We start from the raw sequence: 24,410 nt of genomic DNA, 5'->3' as shown, positions 1-24,410 counted from the left end.
GATAGAACCTGCAAATGAAATATGAGTAAGAAAATCCTTGCACGCATCAAAAATAGTGGTAGATTTATCAAGTGACCTTTAATATGCTATAGATGGAAATACATTTAGCTCATATCCGGGAAGAGGGAAAAGGATGCTTTGTAGAGCAAAGCATTGAGGAGCATTGCCTTAACGTGGCAAGGCTGGCACGAGAGCTGATCTACGAGGATGAGGACTCTTGTGGGCTGAAAGACTTAGCTTACAACGCCGGTCTACTTCACGACTTCGGAAAGTACCGACCGGACTTCCAGAGATACATCCTCGCTGCCTCCGGAGCTAACCAATCCGGCAAGGTACCCCCCAAGGCACCGCACGCCATAGTGGGTGCCATTGAGGCAAGGCGACTATTTGACGACCCTATGATTGCAGAGACTCTTGCCTACTGCATCAGCGGGCATCATCGTGGACTCTACGATCATAATGAAATGGAGAGACGGCTGCGCCACGGAGAGCACAAGAGGTGGTGCGATGCGTGTGAGAAGCTAACAAGCGTTGAGGATCTCGAGACGGCCGATTGTGACGATGTGGACGAGCCCGACGATCTCCAGATGGCGATCCGCATACTCTTCTCCGCACTTGTGGACGCCGACCGACTGGACACCGAGCGATTTATGACTCCGGATCTCAGTGCGGAGAGATTACGGATAAAGGGCAACTACGCTTCACTAAGTACCCTCCGAGAGCGACTGAGAGCGAAGACAGAGAGCTTTAGGTCTGCCCCCAACACGCCTGTCAATCGTGCGCGAGCATACTTCTTAGAGAGCTGTCGGACCCATGGTGCAGAGAGTGATCCGGGCATCTACACCCTCTCGCTCCCCACCGGGGCGGGTAAGACCATCTCCTCCATGGCGTGGGCGCTTGAGATGGCGATCCGTAACCATCACGACCGGATCATCTACGTCATCCCATACACCTCTATCATCACTCAGACAGCAATGGTCTTCAGAGAAATCTTTGGCGAAGAGAATATCCTGGAGCACCACTCCGAGGTCGTGGTGGAGCAGCAGGGCGAGGATGATAAAAGCGATGAGCAGATGTCCCGTCTGAGTTTCCTCACGGAGAATTGGGATGCCCCGATCATCCTGACGACGAATGTCCAGTTCTTCGAGAGCCTCTTTGCCTCCAAGCCGGCCAAGTGTCGAAAGGTGCACAGCATCGCCAACTCAGTCATCGTTATGGATGAAGTGCAGGCTCTTCCGGAGGGCTTCCTGAGTCCCATACTCTCAGCCATAAGTACGCTCTCCGGGGCATTTCACTGCTCCATACTCTGCTGCAGTGCCACTCAGCCGGTATACGACGAGGACTTGTGTTCGCCCAATGATGGGGAAGACTACTACATCCCCCTTGACACCAAGGGCGATCTGGTGACAAGAGATGCGAGGTACTTCGCCCCATTTGACCGTGTCGACTACCACTTGGAGCCACAGATGTTGACCTCGCAGGAGCTGGCCGAGAGACTGGCTGCGGAGCACTCCGTCCTCTGCGTTGTCAATAGCCGAAAGGACGCCGGTCAAGTGTACCGCGCCCTTAGAGATATACCTAAGGTCAAGGCAGACGAGGTGATCCACCTCTCGCGATCGATGTGCTCTACACACCTACGAAGGGCGATCGAGACAATCAAGGAGCGTATGAGAGAGGGGGAGCCGACTAAGGTCATCTCTACGCAACTCATCGAGGCAGGGGTTGACCTCGACTTCCCCTGCGTCTGGAGAGCCCACTCCGGACTCGGCTCGATCATACAGGCGGGCGGCCGGTGCAATCGTGAGGGAAAAATGGAGCAGCGCGGACAGGTTTTTGTCTTTAGCCTCACTGATGGCAGTAAGTCCTTTGGCAATATCGCCCGAGGCTGCAATGCAACCAAGATGCTGCTTCACAAGCTATCCAATAAAATAGCCGACCCGACCGATCCTGAGGTGATCGCCAAGTATTACCGCCTGTACTTTAGGGATATCCCAGACTTCGACACAGAGGGGATTGGAAAAGATCTGACAGACGACCCTGAGGACATTAATTTTGAGTCAGCGGCTGAGCGCTTCAAGCTCATCGATGACAAGGGGACCTTCCCTGTCATCGTTCCCTATATGGAGGAGGGCAAGGCGCTCGTGAGGAAGATCCGCAACCATGAGATCCTCTCACGGGAGGACTACCACCGGATGCAGGAGTACAGCGTCTCCCTCCGACAGGGTGACTACACCACCCTACTCGGTCACGGCAATATTGAGCAGATCCCTTGGGGCGAAGACTTCATCTCGGTCTTGGTGGACGACAACTGCTACGATAGTGTAGCCGGAGTAGTCATCTCCAACCACTGGGTTGAGGAAACACAGACCGCGTAAGAGAATAACACTAATCACAACATTACTATCTATGACAGAAAAACCAATGTCCAAGGAGTATTGCCTCGAGCTGAGTGGGGACTTCGCCTGCTTCACCCGCCCGGAGCTGAAGGTGGAGCGCGTCAGCTATGACGTGATCACCCCCTCGGCAGCACGCAATATCTTCCAAGCCATCCTATGGAAGCCGGCCTTACGCTGGGAGGTGAGCCGCATCGAAGTGCGGAAGCCGATCAGACACATCTCCGTCAAGCGCAACGAAGTGGGAGCTCTGGCACGACCCGGTGGCAAGGAGATACTTATCGAGGAAGCCCGTCAGCAGAGGACCTCCTACATTCTCAGGGACGTAGAGTACAGGATCTTTGCGCGGCAGGTCTTCATCCCCGTCTCCGACCGCTCCGAGGAGGCGAGGCGAGACTTTGAGTCACGGAGCGAGGTCGAGAAGCAGTCCGAGTGCCCCGGCAAATACCAAGGGATGTTTGAGCGACGTGCCTCCAGAGGGCAGTGCTTCTCGATGCCCTACTTAGGGTGCCGGGAGTTCAGTTGCCACTTCAGTTACATACCCGATGCCCCTTACAGCGAGGGCATTGATGAGACTCGGGATCTCGGGCTGATGCTGTATGACATGGACTTTGAGAGCAATCCGAAGAGCCCCGAGGCGATGTTTTTCCGTGCCAGGATGGATCACGGTGTGATCGAGGTCCCGAAACCCGATAGCGAAGAGATACTGCGATGATACTACAGTCACTATACGAGAGGGACAAAGCGCTGGGGGAGAAGCTGCCGGACGGCTTTGTCAGGAAAGAGATCCCACTCATCATCGTAATCGACCCGGCTGGGAGCTTGGTGCTGGTAAAGGGACTTGAGGACGGGGCTAAGGAGCAAGGGGAGTCTCATACTATCCCCACTCCTGTGACTAGGACCTCCGGTGTGTCTCCCAATCTCTTCTGGGATCACTATGGCTACGTGCTGGGTCTCGCTAAGAAAGAGAGCGAGAAAGAGTGCGCAAAGTCAAGGAGACAGATGGATGCCTTTGTGGAGCAAGTCAGGCAGTTTGCCAAGAAGTTTCCATCCAACCCGGTCTTCCAAGCGGTGAAAGCCTTCTACGATAAGGAGGAGTACCTCAGGATCACACAGGACGAAGATAAGGTAGCTGCCATCACCAAGAAGCCGGGAGCAAACATGACCTTCCTCGTTTCCTTCCCCGGTGGCAGTGACCGACTCGTCACCGATGAGCAGGATCTCAGGGACTACCAGAGTGCTCACTACTACGCTGGTCAGACTGATGGTGAGGAGGCTATCTGCCTGATCACGGGACGCAAGGGTCCCATCTCCAGACTTCACCCGGGGATCAAGCTGAGCGGGATGCCACTCTCGCTCGTCAATTTTCAGGTCAATAGCGGATACGACTCCTACGGCAAGTCTCAGGCCTACAATGCTCCTGTCTCACCGCAAGCCGCTGAGGGGTACGCCAGTGCACTCAACGATCTGCTTGGTAAGGACAAGGACACCAATTACTTCCTTGCCGGCATCACCTATGTCTTCTGGACCAGCCATACAGACGAGGACAAGCTGGCAGGCGACTTCAGGTCGGCCACTTTTAGCCCGCCTTTAGCTCCTCTGGAGGGAGACGGCAAGAAGGGGAAGCCTACCAAGCGCAAGGGGAAAACTCCCTTACAGATTGACCGAGCGAAGTGCAAGAAGGTGCTGAGCACCCTTCGAGCCATTAGAGGGGATAAGAATGCACTACTACAGCGTGACTCTGAGGAGCGCTTTTACCTCCTCGCCCTGGAGCCGGGGAGAGGTCGGATATCGGTCAAGCTCTTCGTTGAGGGGACGATACGGGAGATCTTTGCCCATACCCTCCAGCACCTCGAGGACCTCAAGATCTACGGGAGAGAGGTGAAGAGGATGGACGATGACCCTGCCATACCCTCTCTCTACGCACTCGTAGGGGCACTCATGCCCGCTGCCCTCAAGGCAGATAAGTGGCCCAAGCGCCCCATCGAGGCACTCGTCAGGAGCATCACCACCGGAGCGCCCTACCCGACGGACCTCTACACCTCCTGCCTACAGCGCATCAAGGCTGAGCGAAACGTCTCCGAGCTACGTGCTGCCTACATCAAGGGCTACATCAATAGAGACTACCGGTACAAGCATCATACAGAAGAAAATATCATCACCATGTCACTCGACAAAAACCAAACCAACAAGGGATATCTCGCCGGACGGCTCTTCGCCGTACTCGAGTCTCTCCAGCAGATCGCCAATAGTAAGGCGACCATCACCGACAGCTACTTCGGCAACGCTATGACCTCGCCTGCAGCTGTCTTCCCTTACCTCATCAGGCTCTCCATACACCACCAGAAGAAGGCGAAGCGTGATAATCCCAAGCTCTACAATAGCTGTGCCAAGCAGCTGGACGAGATCACGGCGCTGCTGGGTGGAGATGAGTCCCCCTATCCCACCCACTTCACACTGGGGGAGCAGGGATTCTTCAGCCTCGGCTACTACCACCAGAAGCAGTACCACTACTCATCCAAGGAAGAAAAAGAAGCAATAGATAATAACTCATCAGAAGACTAATCATTATGTCAACGAAAGAACCAGTAAAAAACAGGTACGACTTCGTCTACCTCTTTGACGTCACGGACGGCAACCCCAATGGTGACCCCGACACCGGCAACCTCCCTCGAATCGACATCGAGACGGGTCACGGGCTGGTCACCGACGTCTGCCTAAAGCGCAAGGTCCGAAACTATGTCCTCCTTGCCTCCGAGGAGCGTGAGGAGCTGAGAGACGGCACACACGACATCTTTGTGATGGAAAATGCGATCCTCAATGACGCCATCGCAGATGCGGTAAAGCAGGTTACCGAGGACAAGCAGACCAAGAACGCACAAGACCGTCAGAAGTCCCAGGAGATTATGTGCCGGCGATACTACGACATCCGCACCTTCGGCGCCGTCCTCACCACCGGAGCCAATGCCGGGCAGGTCCGTGGAGCGGTACAGATGACCTTCTCTCGGTCCATTGACCCCATCACCTCCAGCGAGCATACCATCACGCGCATGGCAGCTACCGACGCCAAGGAGGCTAAGACAAACGAATCCGCAGATGATGGCGGTGGAAACCGGACTATGGGGCGCAAGGCGACAGTACCCTACGGACTTTATCTCTGCCACGGCTTCGTCACCCCCGCTTTTGCTCAGAAGACAGGATTTACTGAGAACGACTTGGCACTCTTCTGGGAGGCATTACACCGGATGTTTGATGTCGACCGCTCCTCCTCCCGCGGGCTTATGGGACCGAGAGGTCTCTACATCTTCCGTCACGAATCGAAGCTGGGCAATGCCTCGGCTCAGGAGCTCTTCGACAGGATCAGGGTGGAGAGACAGACTGACCTCCCCAGGTCCTTCACCGACTACAGAGTGACTATTGATGACAGCAATATGCCGGAGGGTGTCACTCTGATCCGTGAGATAGATGCTAAGTAAAGCCCACTTCACTAATTACTGACGACCAACTATGACACCCCCCGCACTCCCATCTCCACTCACTCGAGGAAGGATCGTGCAGGGGGTATCTAATTTTTTCCGTTGGCCGGTTCAGACTAATATCGGTATTAGTGAAGTCTAATATCGGTATTAGGAGATTCTTTTACCGGTATTAGTGAAGTCTAATATCGGTAAAAGAATTGCCCCTCAGCCACAGTCCATTACTCTTGGTTCCCAAATGCACTCACCAACCTTCCTCTACTCCGACGAGGACTGTCTGATGATCTCCGCCATCCAGCACTATGTCTTCTGCCCCCGGCAGTGGCAACTGATCCATATGGAGATGGAGTGGCAGGACAATGACCTCACAGCCCTCGGGCAGATCCTCCATCATCGCGTTGACGACCCCGATCTACCACAGCAGAGAGGGGAGACGATCACCCTGAGGAGTGTACCTCTGGTCTCACATAGGCTTGGGCTCTATGGAGTCTCCGACATCGTGGAGCTAACCCCGACCGAGGGGGAGACCTACCTTCGTCACCCTCGCTACCCTGGTCGATGGCAGGCGACACCTGTGGAGTACAAGAGAGGCCGACCCAAGCGACACAACGCAGACAAGCTGCAGCTCTGCGCTGAGGCTCTCTGCCTGGAGGAGATGTATGGCATCACCATACCGACCGGCCACCTCTACTATGGAGAGACCAAGCATCGACTCGAGGTGCCACTCACTGAGACCCTGAGGTCGGAGCTGGTGGAGACGGTGAGGGAGATGCATCGGCTCACAGAGGTGGGAGGCACCGCTCCGCCTATCTATGACCAGAGGTGCCGACGATGCTCGCTCCACGATCTCTGCCTGCCTGAGCTGTCACAGCGGACTGATGTACGCACCTACTACCACACCCACCATTTCCACCTCCCATGAGACCTCTCCTAAATACCCTTTACGTCCTCACACCTGACGTCTATATCCGTAAGGATGGGCTCAATGTGGTGATCCTTAGGGAAGACAAGGAAACCTTCCGGATCCCGATTATGAATCTGGAGAGCATTGTCTGCTTCAATTATATGGGCGCCTCACCAGGGGTGATGAAGCTCTGTGTAGACAACCATGTAGCCCTCTCTTTCTTGACCCCTCACGGTCAGTTCATCGCCTCCGTATCCGGACCGGTAAGGGGAAATGTGCTACTACGACGAGCTCAGTATCGCGTGGCGGACGATGAAGGGAGCGCTGCGCACGTAGCGTCTCGATTCATTGCCGGCAAGGTCTACAATAGTCGTGCGGCTCTGTCGCGCTTCTGCAGAGACCACAAGCCTGAGGGAGAGACGCTCGATGAGGTCCGTCGTGTCCTGCGCGAGCTGCGCAAGACTGTATCGGACCTTCCTCGACTGTCTTCCCGAGACTCGATCATGGGGGCGGAGGGCAATGCTGCACGACTATACTTTGGGGTCTTCCGTCATCTCATTCTAAATGACCGATTTACCTTTAGCGAGAGGAGCAAGCGACCGCCTAAGGATGAGGTGAATGCCCTGCTCTCCTTTTTCTACACCCTCCTCGCCTCCGACGTGAGGAGTGCCCTCGAGACAGTTGGTCTGGATCCTTATGTGGGATTTCTCCATAGTGACAGGCCCGGCAGACCTGCACTGGCGCTGGACCTGATGGAGGAGATGAGGGTCTACCTTGTGGACCGATTTGTCCTGTCCTTGATCAACAACCGACAGGTATCCCCTTGGGACTTTATCGTACAGGGGGAGAATGGGTATCTCCTCAAGGACGAGAAGCGGAAGGAACTGCTCACCGAGTGGCAGAAGCGTAAGCGCACAGAGATCACTCACCCCTACCTCGGAGAGAAGATGCCGATCGGCCTGCTGCCCTACATTCAGGCGACGCTCCTCGCCAGATATCTGCGAGGTGAGATCGATGATTACCCCGCCTTCCTCATGACTTAGACCTATGTATATCCTTATCACATACGATGTCAGCACCACAGATGCTGCGGGACGGAGGAGACTGCGCCAAGTGGCCAAAACTTGCCAAGACTATGGTCAGAGGGTGCAAAACTCGGTCTTTGAGTGTCTGGTAGACCCGGCTCAGAAGGTCGTCTTGATAGAGAGGTTAGTCAACATCATCGATGAGACACGGGATAGCCTGCGGATCTATCACCTCGGGAAGGACTACAAGGCCCACATAGAGAGCTATGGGAGGAAGACAAGTTACGAGGCGGAGGGAGAGTTGATCATCTGACCGGAGGGCTGATCGTAAGCTGCGAGGGTGAAGCGATCAACTATTAGCGAGGCACTCGCAAGCGCTCATAGACATACGATTATAAGATTTTAGGTGCCAGAAGCACCGGACAGAAGGGATAATTTGAGTACCTTCGCAAAAGCAGGTCTGTAGAGGCAGCTCCACAGCCACCTCCCCATCCCTGCAGTCGCACCCCTCGCGGGTGCGTGAATTGAAACTCCACTCTCAGCTTTGGCAAGAGAGGTGGAGTAGAGTCGCACCCCTCGCGGGTGCGTGAATTGAAACGTGTACTCGCTGGACGATGGTGACGAGTGGGAGGGTCGCACCCCTCGCGGGTGCGTGAATTGAAACATGATCTGTATAAGATCAGCCTCCATCTCCCTAAAGTCGCACCCCTCGCGGGTGCGTGAATTGAAACATAGCGTGAAATTGTTGTAAGTGATTGTATTATGTCGCACCCCTCGCGGGTGCGTGAATTGAAACGCCAGCGATGCCACGACAGACGCCACAGCAGCCAGTCGCACCCCTCGCGGGTGCGTGAATTGAAACTTGATAGGAAGTGTCTATATCTATCCCTTTGGTGGTCGCACCCCTCGCGGGTGCGTGAATTGAAACCGCCTACGTGAGTGGAGGGTGCCGGCGCACGTCTGGTCGCACCCCTCGCGGGTGCGTGAATTGAAACATTAAGTTGCCGGCAGAAATTGAGCGGGATAACCTGTCGCACCCCTCGCGGGTGCGTGAATTGAAACGCGGATAGATGATCCGACTCCTCCTTAGAGAAGCGAGTCGCACCCCTCGCGGGTGCGTGAATTGAAACCAGTCAATCACTTGGCGAGGTTTTTTTGACTCGCGGTCGTCGCACCCCTCGCGGGTGCGTGAATTGAAACTCCTCCGAGACGGTGATCACCTCCGAGACGGTGCCGTCGCACCCCTCGCGGGTGCGTGAATTGAAACATCTGCCAATTGAGGTGGAGGGGGGTGGAAAAAAAGTCGCACCCCTCGCGGGTGCGTGAATTGAAACGTCCTGCATTTAAATTCTTCTTTTCCTCGTTCAAGTCGCACCCCTCGCGGGTGCGTGAATTGAAACGCTGATCGAATACTATGATTTGGCTCAACGAAATGTCGCACCCCTCGCGGGTGCGTGAATTGAAACACGGACACCCCCATATTGGGATTACTCTTGATCCGTCGCACCCCTCGCGGGTGCGTGAATTGAAACCTCCACCCCTGAGAGAGTGGAGGAGCTGGTGGATGTCGCACCCCTCGCGGGTGCGTGAATTGAAACGAGCAGGTAAGCGGTACAGGTACCTCAAGGGCAAGTCGCACCCCTCGCGGGTGCGTGAATTGAAACCAGATCTTGAAAGCGGGGTGCTCCTGCCTGGTGCGTCGCACCCCTCGCGGGTGCGTGAATTGAAACGACGGCTCTATGGTGGCGGAGATGTCGGTGGATCGTCGCACCCCTCGCGGGTGCGTGAATTGAAACGTCAATTACGAGGCAATCAAATGGCCAATTCTTGGTCGCACCCCTCGCGGGTGCGTGAATTGAAACGCGCCAATGTCGTAGGTGTGGTAGTGGATGGATCGTCGCACCCCTCGCGGGTGCGTGAATTGAAACAGGAGCTTGCGAGACTGCTTGTTAAGCGTCGACCTGATGTCGCACCCCTCGCGGGTGCGTGAATTGAAACGGATATTATTAGCGAAGCATTAGGACAAAAGAAAGTCGCACCCCTCGCGGGTGCGTGAATTGAAACTTTCGCCCACGCCCTGACGTCAGCGCAGGGCTTACGTCGCACCCCTCGCGGGTGCGTGAATTGAAACATGACCTGTAGAGTGCGTCATCTCATGGAGAAGAGGTCGCACCCCTCGCGGGTGCGTGAATTGAAACGCGGATCTTGCCATTACCCTTGGAGTAGATGACGGTCGCACCCCTCGCGGGTGCGTGAATTGAAACCATTGTAGGCAAATCGGTAGTTTATTTGGTCATAGTCGCACCCCTCGCGGGTGCGTGAATTGAAACGACAAAGGGTTGTAGGGTACTACCGAGAGGTTTCGTCGCACCCCTCGCGGGTGCGTGAATTGAAACAGGTCCCCATCCTTGAGCACATCGGAGAGCGTGCAGTCGCACCCCTCGCGGGTGCGTGAATTGAAACTGCATCGCTCTGCCCGTCTTACTCTTGACTACCTGTCGAACCCCTCGCGGGTGCGAGGATTAGATTACACAGCAAGTCTTGATGTGCGGACAAAGGGGTAAAGAATTCGGTGGGGGTCTTGCCCCTTTTGGGAGGTAATTCGTGTGCCTTCTATGAGATGGGTAAGACCATTTTTCTTGTGACATACTCAGTAATTGTGCCAGCAAAACGGATACTTCAGAGAGCCTCTGGGGGTTTAACCCCTCTTTTTCTACCCCGCTCTATGCATCCGTCATAGGATGGAGAAGTGGAGGGTCTTGAGATCACCAATTGGTCCCGTGAGCACTCGAACGGTGGGTAGAATTCTGCTGACAATTGAGGGAGGGATTGGTTACCTTTGCTGCCACAATGCAATGATCACAATATCTCATGACGACTGACGAACTACTGGAGTGGGACCGAACCCATCTCTGGCACCCCTACACCTCCACCACTCATCCCCAGCAGACCTATCCTGTCGTCTCAGCCAAGGGCTGTGTCATCACCCTTGAGGACGGCAGGGAGCTGATCGATGGGATGAGCTCATGGTGGTGTGCGATTCACGGGTACAGCCACCCTGTCCTCACGAGCGCCATCACGGGGCAGGCAGAGCACTTAGCTCACATAATGTTTGGGGGCTTCACACATCGCCCTGCTGTGGATCTGGGGAAGTTGCTTGTCGAGAGGATCCTTCCCGAGGGCATGGACCGACTCTTCTACTCCGATAGTGGCTCCGTATCGGTCGAGGTGGCACTTAAGATGGCGATCCAGTACCAGCTGGCCCGAGGGCGGCGGGGGCACACCCACTTCGCCACCATAAGCAGAGGATACCATGGGGATACTTGGCATGCGATGTCTGTCTGCGACCCGGTCACCAGTATGCACAGTCTCTTTAGTGGCACCCTGCCGGCTCATTACTTTGCCCCTCAGCCGAGATGCGCCTTTGGGACCGAATGGGATCCGGACGACCTCAGGCCGATGAGGGAGCTGGTCGCGGTGCATAGGGATGAGCTAGCTGGGATCATCGTGGAGCCAATCGTGCAGGGCGCAGGCGGCATGTACTTTTACCACCCCAAGTACCTCGAGGGGCTGAGGGCACTCTGTGATGAGTACGACCTGCTGCTGATCTTCGACGAGATAGCAACCGGCTTCGGGAGGACGGGAGAGCTGCTGGCAACCTACTTCACCGATATCAAGCCCGATATCATTACGATTGGGAAGGCGATGACCGGAGGCTACATGACCCTCGCCTGCACGGTGACGACGCAAGAGATCGCAGACACCATTTGCAGTGGAGAGGCGGGCTGCTTCATGCACGGACCTACCTTTATGGCCAATCCTATGGCGTGCGCCGTGAGCAAGGCCTCCATCGAACTCCTCCTTAGCCAAGACTGGAGAGGGCGTGTGCGGTATATCGAGCAGAAGCTGAGAGAGGGGCTCACCCCACTTCAGGAGTTGAGTGGTGTACGCGAGGTGCGCTGCTTAGGGGCGATCGGAGTGGTGGAGATGAAGGAGCCTGTGGATATGGAGCGGCTGATCCCTGACTTCGTGAGGGAAGGCATATGGGTGAGACCTTTCGGAAGATTGGTTTACTTGGAGCCGCAGTTTATGGCGATCACAGACGACCAGCTTGATCGACTCATCGAGGGTCTCTCTCACGTACTCAGAGCGTATGACTGATGATCGAGTATAGAGAGAAACTACAGAGGCTCATCGCCGGTGGCACATACAGAACACTTCCACACTTTGAGAGAGACGGAAAATACCTCGTGCTGGACGGAGAGAGGCTGCTCAACTTAAGCAGCAACGACTACCTCGGACTTCAGCAGATCCCCGACCTAGTCGAGGAATACAGAGAGGCACCGGAGTACTCCCCACTGATGAGCAGCGCCTCCTCTCGTCTGCTGACAGGCAATGACCCATCCTACGATGATCTCGAGCAGTACCTCTCGTCAGCCTATCAGGTCCCCTCAGCACTCGTGTGGACGAGCGGCTACGATGCCAATAGCGGTATCATCCCCACACTCGTCGATGGGGAAACGCTCTTCCTCGCCGACCGACAGATCCATGCCAGCATGGTGGAGGGGCTGAGACTATCTGGTTGTAGATTTTCCCGCTTCGATCACAACGACTTGTCCCGGCTGAGAAATTTATTGGAGAGAAACGAGGGTGAGTACCGCCACATCTGGGTCTTGGTAGAGAGCGTCTACAGTATGGACGGAGACGAAGCTCCACTTGAGGAGATCGTAGCACTGAAGCGAGACTTTCCCTCTATGTGTCTTTACGTCGACGAGGCACACTCAGTGGGCGTCCGAGGAGGTGGTCTGGGGATCTGCCGGGAGAAGGGGCTCGTCAGCGGAGTCGATGTAATGCTTGGTACTCTGGGGAAGGCACTCGGCTCAGTGGGCGCTTTTTCTCTACAGTCTGAGAGCCTACGGGAGCTCCTCGTCTCACAGGCTCGACCTCTGATCTACACCACAGCCTTACCCCCCATAATGATCGGGTGGACCCTTTTTCTCCTAAGGAAAGTAAGAGAAATGGAGGATCGGCGTCAGCACCTGCAGGAGATGATCCGACGACTGGGAGGTCGGGTCGGACGTACACCTGAGAGTCAGATCATCAGCTTGATCGTCCCCGGAGAGGAGCGGGTGGCAGAGGCGGCCGAGGACTTTAGGCGGCAGGGACTCTACGTACGACCGATCAGGAAGCCCACAGTACCGGCCGGGACAGAGCGTCTCAGGCTATCGCTCACAAGCGCGATGAATGCCGAGGAGATCGATCACATAGCGGAGGTGATGAAGCGATGGATGTAGGGATTAGGCATCGGGGGACAGCATCGGGGACTGCCCTCCTCTACTTCAGTGGCTGGGGTGCTCCACTGTCACTCATTGATAGAATGGAGCTACCCGCTGAGTGGACGCTGGTATCGGTGTCGGACTATAGCGGAGACGCCGTACAGTGGCCGGACCTGACACACTACAGCAGGCTCTACGTCGTCGCATGGAGTATGGGCGTGTGGGCAGCAGAGTACTATCGAGACTGCTACCCGACCCCGGAGAGAGCCATTGCCGTCTGTGGCACTCCTGCCCTGATCTCCGACCGCTATGGCATCAGGGAAGCAGACTACCGGCAGATGGCTTCGTCATTGGATGAAGAGATGTATCACCACTTCGTCCGTCAGATGTGTCTCTCTAGCAAACAGACGTTAGACTTCCTCGCCCTGCCGGGTCACCGTGGGACACTCGCCTACCGGGAAGAATTACAACGAGTAGAGAAGCTCGGAGGGTCTATTATGAGCTGTCGAGTACCATGGACCAAGGCCCTCATCGGTGAGAGGGACCTAGTGATACCTCCTGCCGGACAGCGATTATTTTGGACGGAGAGGTGCATCGTGGTCACCACTTTACCATCAGCACCACACTTGGTCTTCGGAAACCACTTCAAGTCATGGAGAGACCTACTCAATTGCTAACCGCACAGAAGCAGAATATTGCCAACCACTTCTCCAGATGCATACCGACTTACGAGGCTGGTGGTGTGATACAGCGTAGCATAGCTGAGGAACTGGTGCAGCTGCTTGAGCCGATAGAGTGCGGGACTGTACTGGAGATAGGCTGCGGGACGGGGCTGCTCTCGGGGCTACTTCGAGCGAGACTACCGCACTGCCACCTGGTCTGCAACGATCTCTCACCCGATATGGAGACCCCTCTGAGAGAGAAGGTGGGGGACAACGCTCTCTTCTTCCCCGGTGACGCTGAGGTCATAGACTGGCCGGGAGAGTGCGATGTGGTCGCTTCCGCCTCCTGCATCCAGTGGTGGGAGGATCCGCTCGCTTTCTTCCCCAAGGCTTATAAGGCCTTAGCAGATGGTGGACAGCTAATATTCAGTACTTTCTTGCCCGGCAACCTACATGAGCTTACCGCAGTCAGCGGGGCTGGGCTTCGCTACCCGTCTCGTCGTGAGATCGGGCGAGCTATGGAGGAAACAGGCTTCGAGGAGATCCGGCTGGTCGAGCAGCGCCGGACGCTCCACTTTCCCACCCTTATCCGACTACTGCGCCACCTGCGCGACACTGGCACCAATAGCCTCTCCTCTGGTGGTCTTTGGACGCCCCGACGAATAGTAGAGCTGGAGCGCTCCTATCGAAATAACTTACACTTGTCTCCTGGAGCCCCCTTACCCCTCACCTACGTGGGATTGAGAGGCTCGGGATGGCGAAAGAGAAAATAAGAAATGAAAGAATTACTTCCCCTCCACACCTACTTCGTCTCAGGCGTCGATACCGACGCTGGTAAGACAGTAGCCACCGGTTTCATCTCCAAAGCACTCCTTGATGATGGTGTCAGCGTGATTACTCAGAAGCTTATCCAGACAGGCAATCACGGCATCTCAGAGGACATCACGGTTCACCGTCAGATCGAGGGGAGGACTCTCCTGCCTGAGGATCTCGACGGGACTACCTGCTGCCTCATTTACTCCTATCCCTGTTCACCGCATATGGCGCTGGCGATAGACGGCAGGGAGCCGGAGTACGAGAAGGCTACGGCCAATACCCATCGTCTGGAGAAAGAGTATGACAAGGTGCTAATAGAGGGCGCGGGGGGGCTGATGGTTCCCCTCACCGAGGACTTCCTCAATATCGACTATATCTCCCAAGAGGGACTCCCCTGTATCCTAGTCGGGACGGCTAAGTTGGGAAGCATCAATCACATACTCCTGAGTATGGAAGCGCTCGCCCATAGAGACATCCCTACCCCGCTGCTGGTATATAATAAGGGGATCTCGACCGATGAGCGTATCACTGCGGAGACAGAGCGGTACCTCAGGGGCTACCTCCAAAAGCAGTACCCCGAGACCACACTCGTGGTACTGCCACCTCTGGACCTGTAGTCCCGGCACTACCCGGTGATCTTACTGCATATACTTGCTCCTGAAGTCCTCATAGACCAGACACATCTCATCAGGCAAGTAGGTGAGTGCCTTCTCAACCAAATCGTCCGGCACGCCATAGTAGGCTTCCGCCATCCCGCCGACAATTGCTGCCAACGTGTCGCTGTCACCCCCGTAGTGTATAGCGGAGCGTATGGCATCCTCATAGTCAGTCGATCGAAGCAGTATCGTCAGTGCGAGAGGGACACACCCCTGGCACGTCTCATCGAAGACACCCGCTGCTGGCAGATTACTTTCATAGTCAGCTCCATACGAAGTGATTAGGAGCTCCTGGATCTTGTCCCACTCACCGCACCTCAGACGGAAGATCGCCTCGGCGATCACCTGAGCCCCCTTGATCCCCTCCGGATGATTGTGTGTAGGCTCAGCGCTACACTCAGCTTGGGCGCGGGTACTCTCTACGCTCTCAAATGCCCACCCCACCGGCGACACTCTCATCGCAGAGCCATTACCGTAGCTCCCATAGGGCTTGGGGGCATCCGAGAGGAGCCAGCCGAGGAAACGCCCTCCATATCCCCTCCCTGGGTATCGATGACACCACTCCAGTAGCGAGGTCTCATAGCTCTTTCCGTGCAGGATCGCATCCGCCACCGCAATTGTGCAGACCGTATCGTCGGTAAAGGTCGTCCCTTCGCGGAATAGGTCAAGGTCGTAGTGCTCCATATCGTTGTCAAACTCATAGGATGAGCCTGCAACATCTCCAATAATCGCTCCTATCATAATACAAGGTGTTCCTTTATCCAAAAATACAATAAAAATCCTAATTTAGAAAATCCCTAACTATACGATCTCAGCATTTTTCAGCAAAGGACAGATAGGCGAATGTGCCTGATCTTGTGGAGCCGAGCGGAAAGAGTTAGATTTGCTCTGTGAGCGACACAAGAGGTCGCCCCTTAGTCATAAGTTAACTAACAAACCCACCTATCATGAAGTCCGATCAGCACTGCACACTACGTGTCAGGGGACAAGTCCTTGATCTCACTGAGGAGCCTGTCGTTATGGGCATCCTCAATCATACGCCAGACTCCTTCTATGCCGGGAGCCGCATCCAAGGGGAGGAAGCTGTCGAGGAGCGTATTGACAAGATCATCGCTGAGGGTGCCAAGATCATCGACGTGGGAGGCTACTCCTCCCGCCCCGATGCAGACGATGTCTCCCCTGAGGAGGAGTGGCGCCGACTGCGTGAGGTACTCACCGCCATCCGCCGTCACTACCCCGACGTGATCGTGAGCGTAGATACGTTCCGCGGAGAGGTGGCTCGCAGGTGTATCGAGGAGGGCGATGCCGATATCATCAACGATATATCCGGCGGTCTGATCGATCCGGAGATGCTCCAGACAGCGGCACAGCTTGACGTTCCCTATATCCTGATGCACATGAGGGGGACGCCCAAGACTATGCAGAAGCTGCTTCACTACGATGGTCGTGTCGCTGACGGGGCTATAGAGGAGCTCCTCGGTCAGCTGCAAAAAGCTCGGGAGCTGGGTATGAGGGATGAGAATATCATCCTGGACCCGGGATTTGGCTTCTCAAAGAATACGGAGCAAAACTGGGAGATGATGGCTGATCTCGACAAGTGGATCGACCTTGGCTACCCGCTCCTTGTGGGCATCAGCCGGAAGAGTATGATCTATAAGCTCTTTGGTCACACCCCCTTCGAGGCACTCAATGGTACCACCTTCCTCAATACCTACTCCCTCCTCCATGGCGCACACATTCTGCGGGTACATGATGTGCGGGAGTGCGTAGAGTGCGTCCGTATGTATCAGGAACTCCGCCGGCTCACCACCGAGGATGCCAAGCCGGTCGACTAAGTAGCATCCTATATACTATTATGGAGTGGTTGTCCTTTAATATCGTCGACGTACTCGACATACTTCTCTTTAGCGTCCTACTCTACTACCTCTTCAGGGCGCTCCGCAAGGGGGGCAATAGCACGCTCCTCGTGGGTATCATCACTTTTGTGATGATGTGGGTGCTCTTTTCCCGCATCCTCAGCATGCGCCTCATGGGGCGGATCATGGACTACATGATGGGAATGGGGCTGCTGGTGCTGGTGATCCTCTTTCAGGACGACATACGGCGCTTCCTCACTCTGCTGGGATCGACGAATAAGTGGCTCTCCCCGGAGAAGATCTTCCGGCAGCGCAAGCGCGACCAGGCCAAGCAGCAAGAGGCCTCGTACATCGCGATGATGACCTTTGCCTGCCTCCGTATGGCAAAGAAAAAGGTGGGTGCGCTGATCGTCATCGAGAATAACGTCGACCTAACACCGATTGCACACACCGGTGAGCTGCTGAATGCGGACGTCAATTCGCGACTCCTTGAAAACATATTCTATGAGGGCTCTCCGCTCCACGATGGGGCAATGATCATCCGCGACCGGCGCATCCTTGCCGCAGCCTGCATCCTACCTGTCGCACACGGGAGCTCCCTACCAAAGGAGATGGGACTCCGCCACCGCTCCGGTCTAGGAGTAAGCCAGCAGTCTGATGCCCGGGTCATCATCGTCAGTGAGGAGCGCGGCGAGATCACCATAGCCTATCGCGGAGAGATCGTTCGCCAGGTAGACTCCGATGGGCTACGCCGCTTCCTCTCCTCAGACTTCTCCGATCTCTCCACCATCGGACCCATACTGGCCCCGACGGCGTGATAGTAGATTTGGTTAATAACGTCTTTGAAAAAAAAGAAATGAAAGGATTTATACAGAGCGAGGGGCCTATCCTCACCCGACACTCTCAGTACGACCTCAATAGCTCCCTCCCGGCCGGGATAGAAAAGGTCGAGGAGCTGCTGGGGAGCATTCTCCTCACCACACCCTCAGCCTTCAATTCCCAACCGGTCCGTATGGTCCTCCTCACCGGTCCGGCACACCACCGCCACTGGGACCTGATCAAGTCCCTCCTGATAGATAAGATAGGCGAGGAAAAGTATGCCGATGGCACTGCGGATAAGATCCAAGGGTTTCGTAATGCAGCGGGGACGGTGCTTTTCTTTGACGACGAACTGGTGACCAAATCGCTGCAGGAGCGCTTCCCCACCTATGCTCACAACTTTCCCCTCTGGGCGGAGCAGGTGCAGGGTTCACACCAGTATGCTGCTTGGCTCGGACTAGTCGGACTAGGCTTCGGTGCTAATCTCCAGCACTACACCGGCCTCGATGACGATCGAGTGCGAGAGGATGCGGGAGTGCCATCGGAGCACCGGTTCATCGCTGAGCTGGTCTTCGGTGGGATGAATAGCGACACCGGGGAGGAGAAAGAGAAAGAGCCCCTCTCGAAGACCCTTCGGGTGGTCTCCGAATAGACCGAGTCCGCCTGGTACATAGTCCATCATGCAAAGGGGGATAGTCATAGTCCTTGTGGTGATGCTTATCGCCACGCTTGTGCCACCACTCCTCTCTGCGGGGACAGTGGCGGCGCACGGGGACTACCCCGCTTCGAGAGACAGCCTCCCCATCACAAAGCAGGACTCAGTGCCACTCTCATACACCATACCCAACATCACCATCGAGACCCCCCGTGGGAAGTACAGCAAGGAGGATAATCCGGCGATCACCCTCGTGCTGGATGCAATGGAGAGTGAGCGTAATAGGCGGGACAGCATTGACTACAGCTATCACCTCCGAGGGGCCGATCGGCTGACTCTCTCGCTTGCCAATTTTGATCTAAAAGCAAAGTGGCTCAATACGCTCTTCCCCTTTTTCCCCAAGTACGTTACTCGCTCCCGGCTCGATGGAAAGTGGGTGCTCCCCCTCTCCATAAGAGATCGGATCTCCGACTACGGATACAATACGGAGGACAAAAAGTGGCGGGAGGTGATCCGATACTCACGTCACACCGGGCTGGACCAGACCCTCGATGATGGGACGATGACCGTGGCAATCGAGGATCTCTTCCCCGAGGTGGATCTCTATGGCAAGGACGTCCGACTACTGCAGACGCACTTTGCCAGCCCCCTTAGCTCCGATGGACTAAGCCAGTATAAGTACTACCTCACCGATACGCTCATTATGCGTGGGCAGGTGGCGCAGACGGTCACCTTCTTCCCCTTCGTGCCGAGCGACCCCACCTTCCGAGGGCATCTCTACTTCACCGTCACGGATCCACCACGCTTACTGAGGAGCGAACTCATCGTCCCTCAGTCCACCAACCTCAATTTCGTCGATGCACTATCGATTACTCAGGAGTACGATCCCGCTCAGCCGGACAAGAGACAGGTGAGTGAGGAGACCCTCAGCCTCTCCTTCCGGCTCTACTGGCGCCTGCTCTCCCTCTATGTGGAGCAGACGAGACACTACGGTAGTCGAGAGGTGGTCACCCCGGGGACGCCGATAGCTCGATCAGACACTCTCCTCTTCACAGCACCTCAGGCCATCACTGACCTCTCATCCGACACCACGGCAGTTCGATACCGACCTGAGACGGAGCGGATGCTCGCCTCAGACCAAGGGCTCAAGGACTTCCTTGCTGAGGTCAAGGCGATCCCTATCTACCGCTTCCTCTTAGATGCAGCGGATATGATATCACTCGGGTACATCAGGACGCGATACGACAGAGACAAACTCTTCGGAGGGAGCTACTTCGACATTGGTCCGATCACTAAGATGATAGGATTCAATGAGGTGGAGGGCAACCGCCTACGACTTGGGGGGAGGACAACGGGCTTTATCTCCTCACGCTTCTTCCTCGAGGGATACCTCGCCTATGGCTTAAGGGATCACGAGCTGAAGCACTCCCTATCCGTCATCTGGTCATTTCTCCCTAAGGGGTACTTTCGGGAGGAGTTTCCGAGGGACGAGCTGCAATTCTCTTATAGCCACGACCTCTTTACCCCTGGTCAGCTCTATGCGACCGACCCGCAGGATAATACCTACTACCACTTTGGCACCACCTATCTCACCAATCGGTCCTATCGGAATATCTGGCAGATACAGTACATCCACGACTACGGCTCCACGCTGTCGCTCCGTGTCTACCTGCAGCATGTGACCGATACTCCGGCGGAGCACGGCTTCCCGTACCTCAAGGTTCAGCGGGATGGAGACCTGCTACGCCAGTGGTCCATCACCGATGCCGCTGCCGGTGTGGAGGTTCGCTGGGCACCGGGAGAGCGCATCCGTCCCGGCTCGATGGAGCGCCACTCACCCTTCAGGGATCTGATCAAGCGGGAGTACCCGGTGCTCTTCCTCAAGCACGAGACTGCCGCGCGGGTCCTCGGGGGGGAGTACCTCAGGCACCGGACGGAGATCCGTCTGGAGCAGCGCCTGCCGATGGGCATCTGGGGTCGTATGGACTACCAAGTGACGGTGGGGAAGCTCTGGAATACAGTCCCCTTCCCCCTCCTCTACATACCACCGACCAATCGTGGCTTCACCCTGCACGACAATGCATTTAAGATCCTCTACCCGCTGGAGTATGTAGCAGACGAGTGGGCAACGCTCTTTGCGCAGTGGCATATGAGGGGGCTGATCCTGAATAGGATCCCCCTGCTGAATAAGCTAAGCCTAAGGGGTGTGTGGAGCATTAATTACCTCTACGGCAACACATCGAAGCTCAATCAGCAAGCCCATGCGACAGACATTTTCATCCTTCCCACGATAGCCACAGAGATGCGCCACCAGAGCTATGTGGAGCTCGGCTTCGGGCTGGAGAATATCCTGAAGCTGGGTCGCATCGATGTCTACCGCCGTCTGACCGCTCCGGGGGCCTACAGTCAGGGATCGCCCTGGGCGGTACGTGGCACACTCCGAGTCGACTTTTGACAAGACGTATACTTAGGGAAATGGAGCACGCTCTCTGCAGACTCATCGGCACTGTCCTCCTCTCTCTCGCACTTTCTCTAGCCCTTACGGCGCAGGAGGCGACTCGACTCAGTCTCTCCGCCACAGGAGGCATCATCGCCCCTCGGCTGCATCCTATGGGCGAGGTCAGCCTCCGGGGCAGTAACACCCTTTTTACCCCAAGGCTCCAAGTGGGCTACCACCTCACATACCAGGATGGTAAGCAGACCGATGACGAGATGAGAGCAACCTGGGTAACGGGGTTGCCGGGGCGCTATATCGGGAACTATCAGCTGAGGCAGACTGTCAGCCGCCGAATGGGACTTAGTGCCGGGAGTGATCTCCGCTGGGTCATCTCAGAGCGGGATCGGATCCACCTCAGTGGCACACTCAAGCTACAGGACACCTGGGATCAGCGATACCACCTCGGGATTAATAATATCGTCCCTCTGGAGGCTGAGGGTCATACCACTTACTCAGGAGAATTGGAGCGACTAACCCGAGCCGGAGGAGCTCTGTCGGGTCGATTCCCCAGCTGGGAGGGCGCGCGACTGAAGCAAAAAGTGACCGGTGCGCTGACTCTCTCCGGTGACCACCGACTGCCAAGCTCTACTGCGCATCTCTCTTGGTCGATCGACCATCAGCGCCATGAAGAGGACTGTCCCAATGAGCGGGTGGTTGCACATCACCTGCCGGATACTGAGATCAGGACGGAGATCGGAGAGGGGCACCTGCCACACCTATCGTATGATGAGGTAAGCGAGCGGTCGTATGGCTTCCGCAAGATCAGTGAGAAAAGCACACACCTCGGGGAGAGGAGCTATGGCGCTAAGGCAAAGCTTAATGCCGAAGTGTCAGGGGGGCAGCTCACCCTGCACCTCTCCGGTAGACGCCTGGAGGCCTCAGAGAGCGACGCGTCAGATAAGGTCTATCCGCTGCTCGGTGCTCACTTCCCCACCTTCGCCTCGATGCCCAAGCGAGATCTCACCGATGCCTCCTACCTCGGCGAAAGAGGGGTACTCTACAGCCTCGGTCCCCTAGTCGACCACCGATATGTACACGACTTAGACACGTGGGATGAGCAGAGCTTCTCTCGCACCCCCAATATCCCCAGCTACCTCCCAGCCAGCTTTGACGTAGTGACGGAGCAGGCTGATGGTCTGATCGAGTGGCGACGAGAGCTGCTCCCCGATCGGCTCTCCTTGACGCTCGGTAGTAGCATCAGGGGCTATCGACTTAGCTTTCTCTGTCACACGGTAGTAGAGAATAGAGCAGACGAGGATGTCTCCGGCTCCATTCACTACTTTGCTCTCCTGCCCTACCTCACCCTTGACTACAAGACCGAGAGCGGATGGCTCTCCTTTCTCTCCCTGTCCACCGAGCAGGTGTTGCCTTCCTACAGGGGGATGATCCCCTACAACAAGCACTCGAGTACCGATCACACCGTGGAGATGGGACGAAGGGGACTGCGACCCGAGTATCGGCTGTCAGCCAGCGCCGAGGTCCGCAGGGAGTGGGAGGGGAACCATCTCTCTGCCTCGCTTGACTGGATCGGATCACGGGACTACCTCTATAGATATGTGGACCCCGACTTCACTCAGGAAGACTTCAGTGAGGTGATCCCTCGGCAAAAGAGTGCTGTACCCACGGATGGGCACTGGTCGCTGGAGACAATGGGTAATGCGCCCTTTGCTCAGGCTCTCGGGCTGACCATTGAGGCGAGCTACAGACTCAGCTACCTCTCCTCGCCGCTGCTAAGGCCGATCGGCGTGAGGATGGAGTATCGACTGATCGGGTCGGACTCTTCGTCCGTGGAGACCCTGCAGCATGCCCATAGAGCGCGGATCCCCCTGTCCGGCATCGGGCACCATCGCCTCAGTAGTGCCATAGACTACTCCACCGAGCTATGGGGGGTGACGATCACTGGCGACTACGCCTCAGATAGGTGCGTCAGTGTGGGTGAGAGTGCCCTCGATGATCTCTATGAGAGCTCATCCCTACGCCTGTCCGCGGAGGCTCACGCCAAGCTGTCTGCTCACTTCTCGTTCATTTTCCGTGGAGACAACCTACTGAATACTCCTACAAAGCTCTACCAAGGGTCCGGAGACTTCCTCTATCAGCTCGCCTACGAGGGACCGAGACTGACGATAGGCTTTAGCTACACACTTCCCGACTGATCTTATGACTTACCATACACTTAGCCTGCTGATAGCAGTACTTATCCTCCTCGCCGGTTGCAAGATGGATCCGGACTACACTCTACCCCGGGGGGAGAGTGGCGAGACGATCCTCATCGGCGACATCACCGAGGACTTTGTATTAAGCACCGGGAGGTACCACCTTGAGGGGACAGTTCGAGTCCGAAGGAGCGCTACACTGACGATAGAGCGAGGGACGGTGATCGCCTCGATGCCGGGCTTCGATAAGTACATCCTCGTGGAGCAGGGGGCCAAGATACGGATCCTCGGTACGGCTGAGGAGCCGGTAGTCCTGTGTGCGGACAAGGGGCGCGAACTCCCCGGCTACTGGGGCGGACTGATCATCAATGGGAGAGCACCCATCTGCGGTGCTGCTCATCGGGTAGCGGAGGTCGATGAGGCGGAGCGCGACCAATACTATGGCGGAGACGACCCTCGCGATGACTCGGGCGAGATACACTACCTGATCATCGATAGCCCCGGTGCAAGCCTGACAGCTGACGTAGAGCACAATGGACTCACACTCAATGGTGTCGGCTCCGGCACCAAGATCGACCATGTGGCGATCCTCAGCTCAGGAGATGACGGACTGGAGTGCTTCGGTGGAATGGTATCCCCCCATACGATCCTTGTGAGAGGGGCTGAGGATGACTTAATCGATCTGACGGACGGCTACTGCGGCACCATCAGCCACCTCTATGGCATCTATAGCCCGGAGAGGAGGGAGAGAGGGGAGGAGAACCTCTGTCTCATAGAGGTGGACGGCAATCTGGATGGGCGCTATCCCAATGCCACTGGGAAGACCTCAGCCACGATTAAGGACTGCACGATGGAGGTGAGGGGTAAGGGACTGGACTATGGGGTCTTAGCTCGTCGCGGGGCGGCCATAGACCTGAGTAAGTGCGAGTTCCTCGGATCGGGCAGGGTGGGACAGCTTCTCCGCTGCGAGAGCGAGGAGGGTCGATCCACAATCAGCGGCTCCTACTCCAGCAGACTGACCGCCACCCGCCCCGACTCCAGGGAGGGCCTCACGGCTCAGGAGTCAGACCAGATCACCGGCTGCGACTTCAGCTTATTCGACTGGGTAGAGCGTTACTACCAGCGTGCTGCAGCGACGCATCAGAAGTAAGTGACCCCTGCCGGCACTGGGGTTTTTCTTTTACCGATATTAGTGTCGTCTAATACCGGTAAAAGACTCACC

19 protein-coding genes and 1 CRISPR repeat array are annotated in these 24,410 nt (G+C 56.1%); of the genes, 18 read left to right on the top strand and 1 reads right to left on the bottom strand.

Annotated features, from left to right (window positions below):
* The first annotated feature begins 92 nt into the window (after positions 1–92).
* The 12 genes from cas3 (at position 93) to bioD (ending at position 15,169) form a co-directional block, all read left to right on the top strand.
* Positions 93–2,375, top strand: a complete 2,283-nt coding sequence (gene cas3 / locus QZR17_RS00345) for a CRISPR-associated helicase Cas3' (RefSeq protein ID WP_297126273.1) — start codon at positions 93–95, stop codon at positions 2,373–2,375.
* A 31-nt stretch (positions 2,376–2,406) separates the two neighbouring features.
* Positions 2,407–3,108 (top strand): type I-C CRISPR-associated protein Cas5c, encoded by a 702-nt coding sequence (gene cas5c, locus QZR17_RS00340; RefSeq protein ID WP_296158933.1) that lies wholly within the window; start codon positions 2,407–2,409, stop codon positions 3,106–3,108.
* Complete coding sequence (cas8c, locus tag QZR17_RS00335; RefSeq protein WP_297126270.1) at positions 3,105–4,958, top strand: type I-C CRISPR-associated protein Cas8c/Csd1; 1,854 nt, start codon at positions 3,105–3,107, stop codon at positions 4,956–4,958. Before cas5c ends, cas8c begins: the two co-directional genes overlap by 4 nt.
* Positions 4,959–4,963: 5 nt before the next feature.
* The gene (gene cas7c / locus QZR17_RS00330) at positions 4,964–5,869 is read left to right on the top strand and encodes a type I-C CRISPR-associated protein Cas7/Csd2 (RefSeq protein ID WP_297126267.1); all 906 of its coding nucleotides are present in this window, start codon (positions 4,964–4,966) and stop codon (positions 5,867–5,869) included.
* Positions 5,870–6,107: 238 nt separating this feature from the next.
* Positions 6,108–6,791, top strand: coding sequence for a CRISPR-associated protein Cas4 (cas4, locus tag QZR17_RS00325; protein ID WP_297126265.1), 684 nt, complete (start codon positions 6,108–6,110; stop codon positions 6,789–6,791).
* The gene (cas1c, locus tag QZR17_RS00320; RefSeq protein ID WP_297126262.1) at positions 6,788–7,816 is read left to right on the top strand and encodes a type I-C CRISPR-associated endonuclease Cas1c; all 1,029 of its coding nucleotides are present in this window, start codon (positions 6,788–6,790) and stop codon (positions 7,814–7,816) included. The genes cas4 and cas1c overlap by 4 nt, the downstream gene beginning before the upstream one ends.
* A gap of 4 nt (positions 7,817–7,820) precedes the next feature.
* Positions 7,821–8,111 carry a CRISPR-associated endonuclease Cas2 gene (gene cas2 / locus QZR17_RS00315; protein ID WP_297126259.1) on the top strand — a complete coding sequence of 97 codons (291 nt, stop codon included), beginning with the start codon at positions 7,821–7,823 and terminating at the stop codon, positions 8,109–8,111.
* Positions 8,112–8,297: 186 nt separating this feature from the next.
* Positions 8,298–10,327: a CRISPR direct-repeat array (repeat unit 32 nt; unit sequence GTCGCACCCCTCGCGGGTGCGTGAATTGAAAC).
* Between the two features lie 342 nt (positions 10,328–10,669).
* Positions 10,670–11,959 (top strand): adenosylmethionine--8-amino-7-oxononanoate transaminase, encoded by a 1,290-nt coding sequence (gene bioA, locus QZR17_RS00310; protein WP_297126256.1) that lies wholly within the window; start codon positions 10,670–10,672, stop codon positions 11,957–11,959.
* Positions 11,959–13,092, top strand: coding sequence for an 8-amino-7-oxononanoate synthase (locus QZR17_RS00305; RefSeq protein WP_297126253.1), 1,134 nt, complete (start codon positions 11,959–11,961; stop codon positions 13,090–13,092). Before bioA ends, QZR17_RS00305 begins: the two co-directional genes overlap by 1 nt.
* Entirely contained in the window at positions 13,083–13,751 is a 669-nt protein-coding gene (locus tag QZR17_RS00300) for a pimeloyl-ACP methyl esterase BioG family protein (protein WP_297126249.1), read from the top strand. The genes QZR17_RS00305 and QZR17_RS00300 overlap by 10 nt, the downstream gene beginning before the upstream one ends.
* Entirely contained in the window at positions 13,727–14,509 is a 783-nt protein-coding gene (locus QZR17_RS00295; protein WP_297126246.1) for a methyltransferase domain-containing protein, read from the top strand. Before QZR17_RS00300 ends, QZR17_RS00295 begins: the two co-directional genes overlap by 25 nt.
* A 3-nt stretch (positions 14,510–14,512) precedes the next feature.
* Positions 14,513–15,169 (top strand): dethiobiotin synthase, encoded by a 657-nt coding sequence (gene bioD, locus QZR17_RS00290; RefSeq protein ID WP_297126243.1) that lies wholly within the window; start codon positions 14,513–14,515, stop codon positions 15,167–15,169.
* A 21-nt stretch (positions 15,170–15,190) separates the two neighbouring features.
* Here the strand turns inward: bioD and QZR17_RS00285 are convergent, their stop codons facing one another.
* Positions 15,191–15,949, bottom strand: a complete 759-nt coding sequence (locus QZR17_RS00285; RefSeq protein ID WP_297126240.1) for an ADP-ribosylglycohydrolase family protein — start codon at positions 15,947–15,949, stop codon at positions 15,191–15,193.
* A 206-nt stretch (positions 15,950–16,155) separates the two neighbouring features.
* On the opposite strand from QZR17_RS00285, the gene folP reads away from it, so the two are divergent.
* The 6 genes from folP to QZR17_RS00255 are packed head-to-tail and all read left to right on the top strand — an operon-like array spanning position 16,156 to position 24,338.
* Positions 16,156–17,043 (top strand): dihydropteroate synthase, encoded by an 888-nt coding sequence (gene folP / locus QZR17_RS00280; RefSeq protein ID WP_297126237.1) that lies wholly within the window; start codon positions 16,156–16,158, stop codon positions 17,041–17,043.
* A 20-nt stretch (positions 17,044–17,063) separates the two neighbouring features.
* Positions 17,064–17,882, top strand: coding sequence for a diadenylate cyclase CdaA (cdaA, locus tag QZR17_RS00275; protein WP_296158653.1), 819 nt, complete (start codon positions 17,064–17,066; stop codon positions 17,880–17,882).
* A 38-nt stretch (positions 17,883–17,920) separates the two neighbouring features.
* Complete coding sequence (locus QZR17_RS00270) at positions 17,921–18,535, top strand: nitroreductase family protein (RefSeq protein ID WP_297126234.1); 615 nt, start codon at positions 17,921–17,923, stop codon at positions 18,533–18,535.
* Between the two features lie 28 nt (positions 18,536–18,563).
* Positions 18,564–20,993, top strand: a complete 2,430-nt coding sequence (locus QZR17_RS00265; protein WP_297126231.1) for a DUF5686 family protein — start codon at positions 18,564–18,566, stop codon at positions 20,991–20,993.
* Positions 20,990–23,188, top strand: coding sequence for a TonB-dependent receptor (locus QZR17_RS00260; protein WP_297126228.1), 2,199 nt, complete (start codon positions 20,990–20,992; stop codon positions 23,186–23,188). Before QZR17_RS00265 ends, QZR17_RS00260 begins: the two co-directional genes overlap by 4 nt.
* A 4-nt stretch (positions 23,189–23,192) precedes the next feature.
* On the top strand, positions 23,193–24,338 hold the full coding sequence (locus QZR17_RS00255; protein ID WP_297126226.1) for a hypothetical protein: 1,146 nt from the start codon (positions 23,193–23,195) through the stop codon (positions 24,336–24,338).
* Positions 24,339–24,410 lie beyond the last annotated feature (72 nt).

Source organism: uncultured Porphyromonas sp. (assembly GCF_900541275.1).
Lineage (GTDB): Bacteria > Bacteroidota > Bacteroidia > Bacteroidales > Porphyromonadaceae > Porphyromonas_A.
Note: the sequence above shows the minus strand (reverse complement) of the source record. Positions and strands in the feature narration are given on the sequence as shown.

What these genes read in the sequence shown, in the direction of transcription:
- cas5c (WP_296158933.1), top strand. Translation starts at nt 2,407, where the DNA reads ATGACAGAAAAACCAATGTCCAAGGAGTATTGCCTCGAGCTGAGTGGG.
- QZR17_RS00265 (WP_297126231.1), top strand. Translation starts at nt 18,564, where the DNA reads ATGCAAAGGGGGATAGTCATAGTCCTTGTGGTGATGCTTATCGCCACG.
- cas4 (WP_297126265.1), top strand. Translation starts at nt 6,108, where the DNA reads ATGCACTCACCAACCTTCCTCTACTCCGACGAGGACTGTCTGATGATC.
- bioA (WP_297126256.1), top strand. Translation starts at nt 10,670, where the DNA reads ATGACGACTGACGAACTACTGGAGTGGGACCGAACCCATCTCTGGCAC.
- QZR17_RS00295 (WP_297126246.1), top strand. Translation starts at nt 13,727, where the DNA reads ATGGAGAGACCTACTCAATTGCTAACCGCACAGAAGCAGAATATTGCC.
- cas3 (WP_297126273.1), top strand. Translation starts at nt 93, where the DNA reads ATGGAAATACATTTAGCTCATATCCGGGAAGAGGGAAAAGGATGCTTT.
- QZR17_RS00305 (WP_297126253.1), top strand. Translation starts at nt 11,959, where the DNA reads ATGATCGAGTATAGAGAGAAACTACAGAGGCTCATCGCCGGTGGCACA.
- bioD (WP_297126243.1), top strand. Translation starts at nt 14,513, where the DNA reads ATGAAAGAATTACTTCCCCTCCACACCTACTTCGTCTCAGGCGTCGAT.
- cas2 (WP_297126259.1), top strand. Translation starts at nt 7,821, where the DNA reads ATGTATATCCTTATCACATACGATGTCAGCACCACAGATGCTGCGGGA.
- QZR17_RS00255 (WP_297126226.1), top strand. Translation starts at nt 23,193, where the DNA reads ATGACTTACCATACACTTAGCCTGCTGATAGCAGTACTTATCCTCCTC.
- QZR17_RS00300 (WP_297126249.1), top strand. Translation starts at nt 13,083, where the DNA reads ATGGATGTAGGGATTAGGCATCGGGGGACAGCATCGGGGACTGCCCTC.
- cas1c (WP_297126262.1), top strand. Translation starts at nt 6,788, where the DNA reads ATGAGACCTCTCCTAAATACCCTTTACGTCCTCACACCTGACGTCTAT.
- cas8c (WP_297126270.1), top strand. Translation starts at nt 3,105, where the DNA reads ATGATACTACAGTCACTATACGAGAGGGACAAAGCGCTGGGGGAGAAG.
- QZR17_RS00270 (WP_297126234.1), top strand. Translation starts at nt 17,921, where the DNA reads ATGAAAGGATTTATACAGAGCGAGGGGCCTATCCTCACCCGACACTCT.
- cas7c (WP_297126267.1), top strand. Translation starts at nt 4,964, where the DNA reads ATGTCAACGAAAGAACCAGTAAAAAACAGGTACGACTTCGTCTACCTC.
- folP (WP_297126237.1), top strand. Translation starts at nt 16,156, where the DNA reads ATGAAGTCCGATCAGCACTGCACACTACGTGTCAGGGGACAAGTCCTT.
- QZR17_RS00285 (WP_297126240.1), bottom strand. Translation starts at nt 15,949, where the DNA reads ATGATAGGAGCGATTATTGGAGATGTTGCAGGCTCATCCTATGAGTTT.
- cdaA (WP_296158653.1), top strand. Translation starts at nt 17,064, where the DNA reads ATGGAGTGGTTGTCCTTTAATATCGTCGACGTACTCGACATACTTCTC.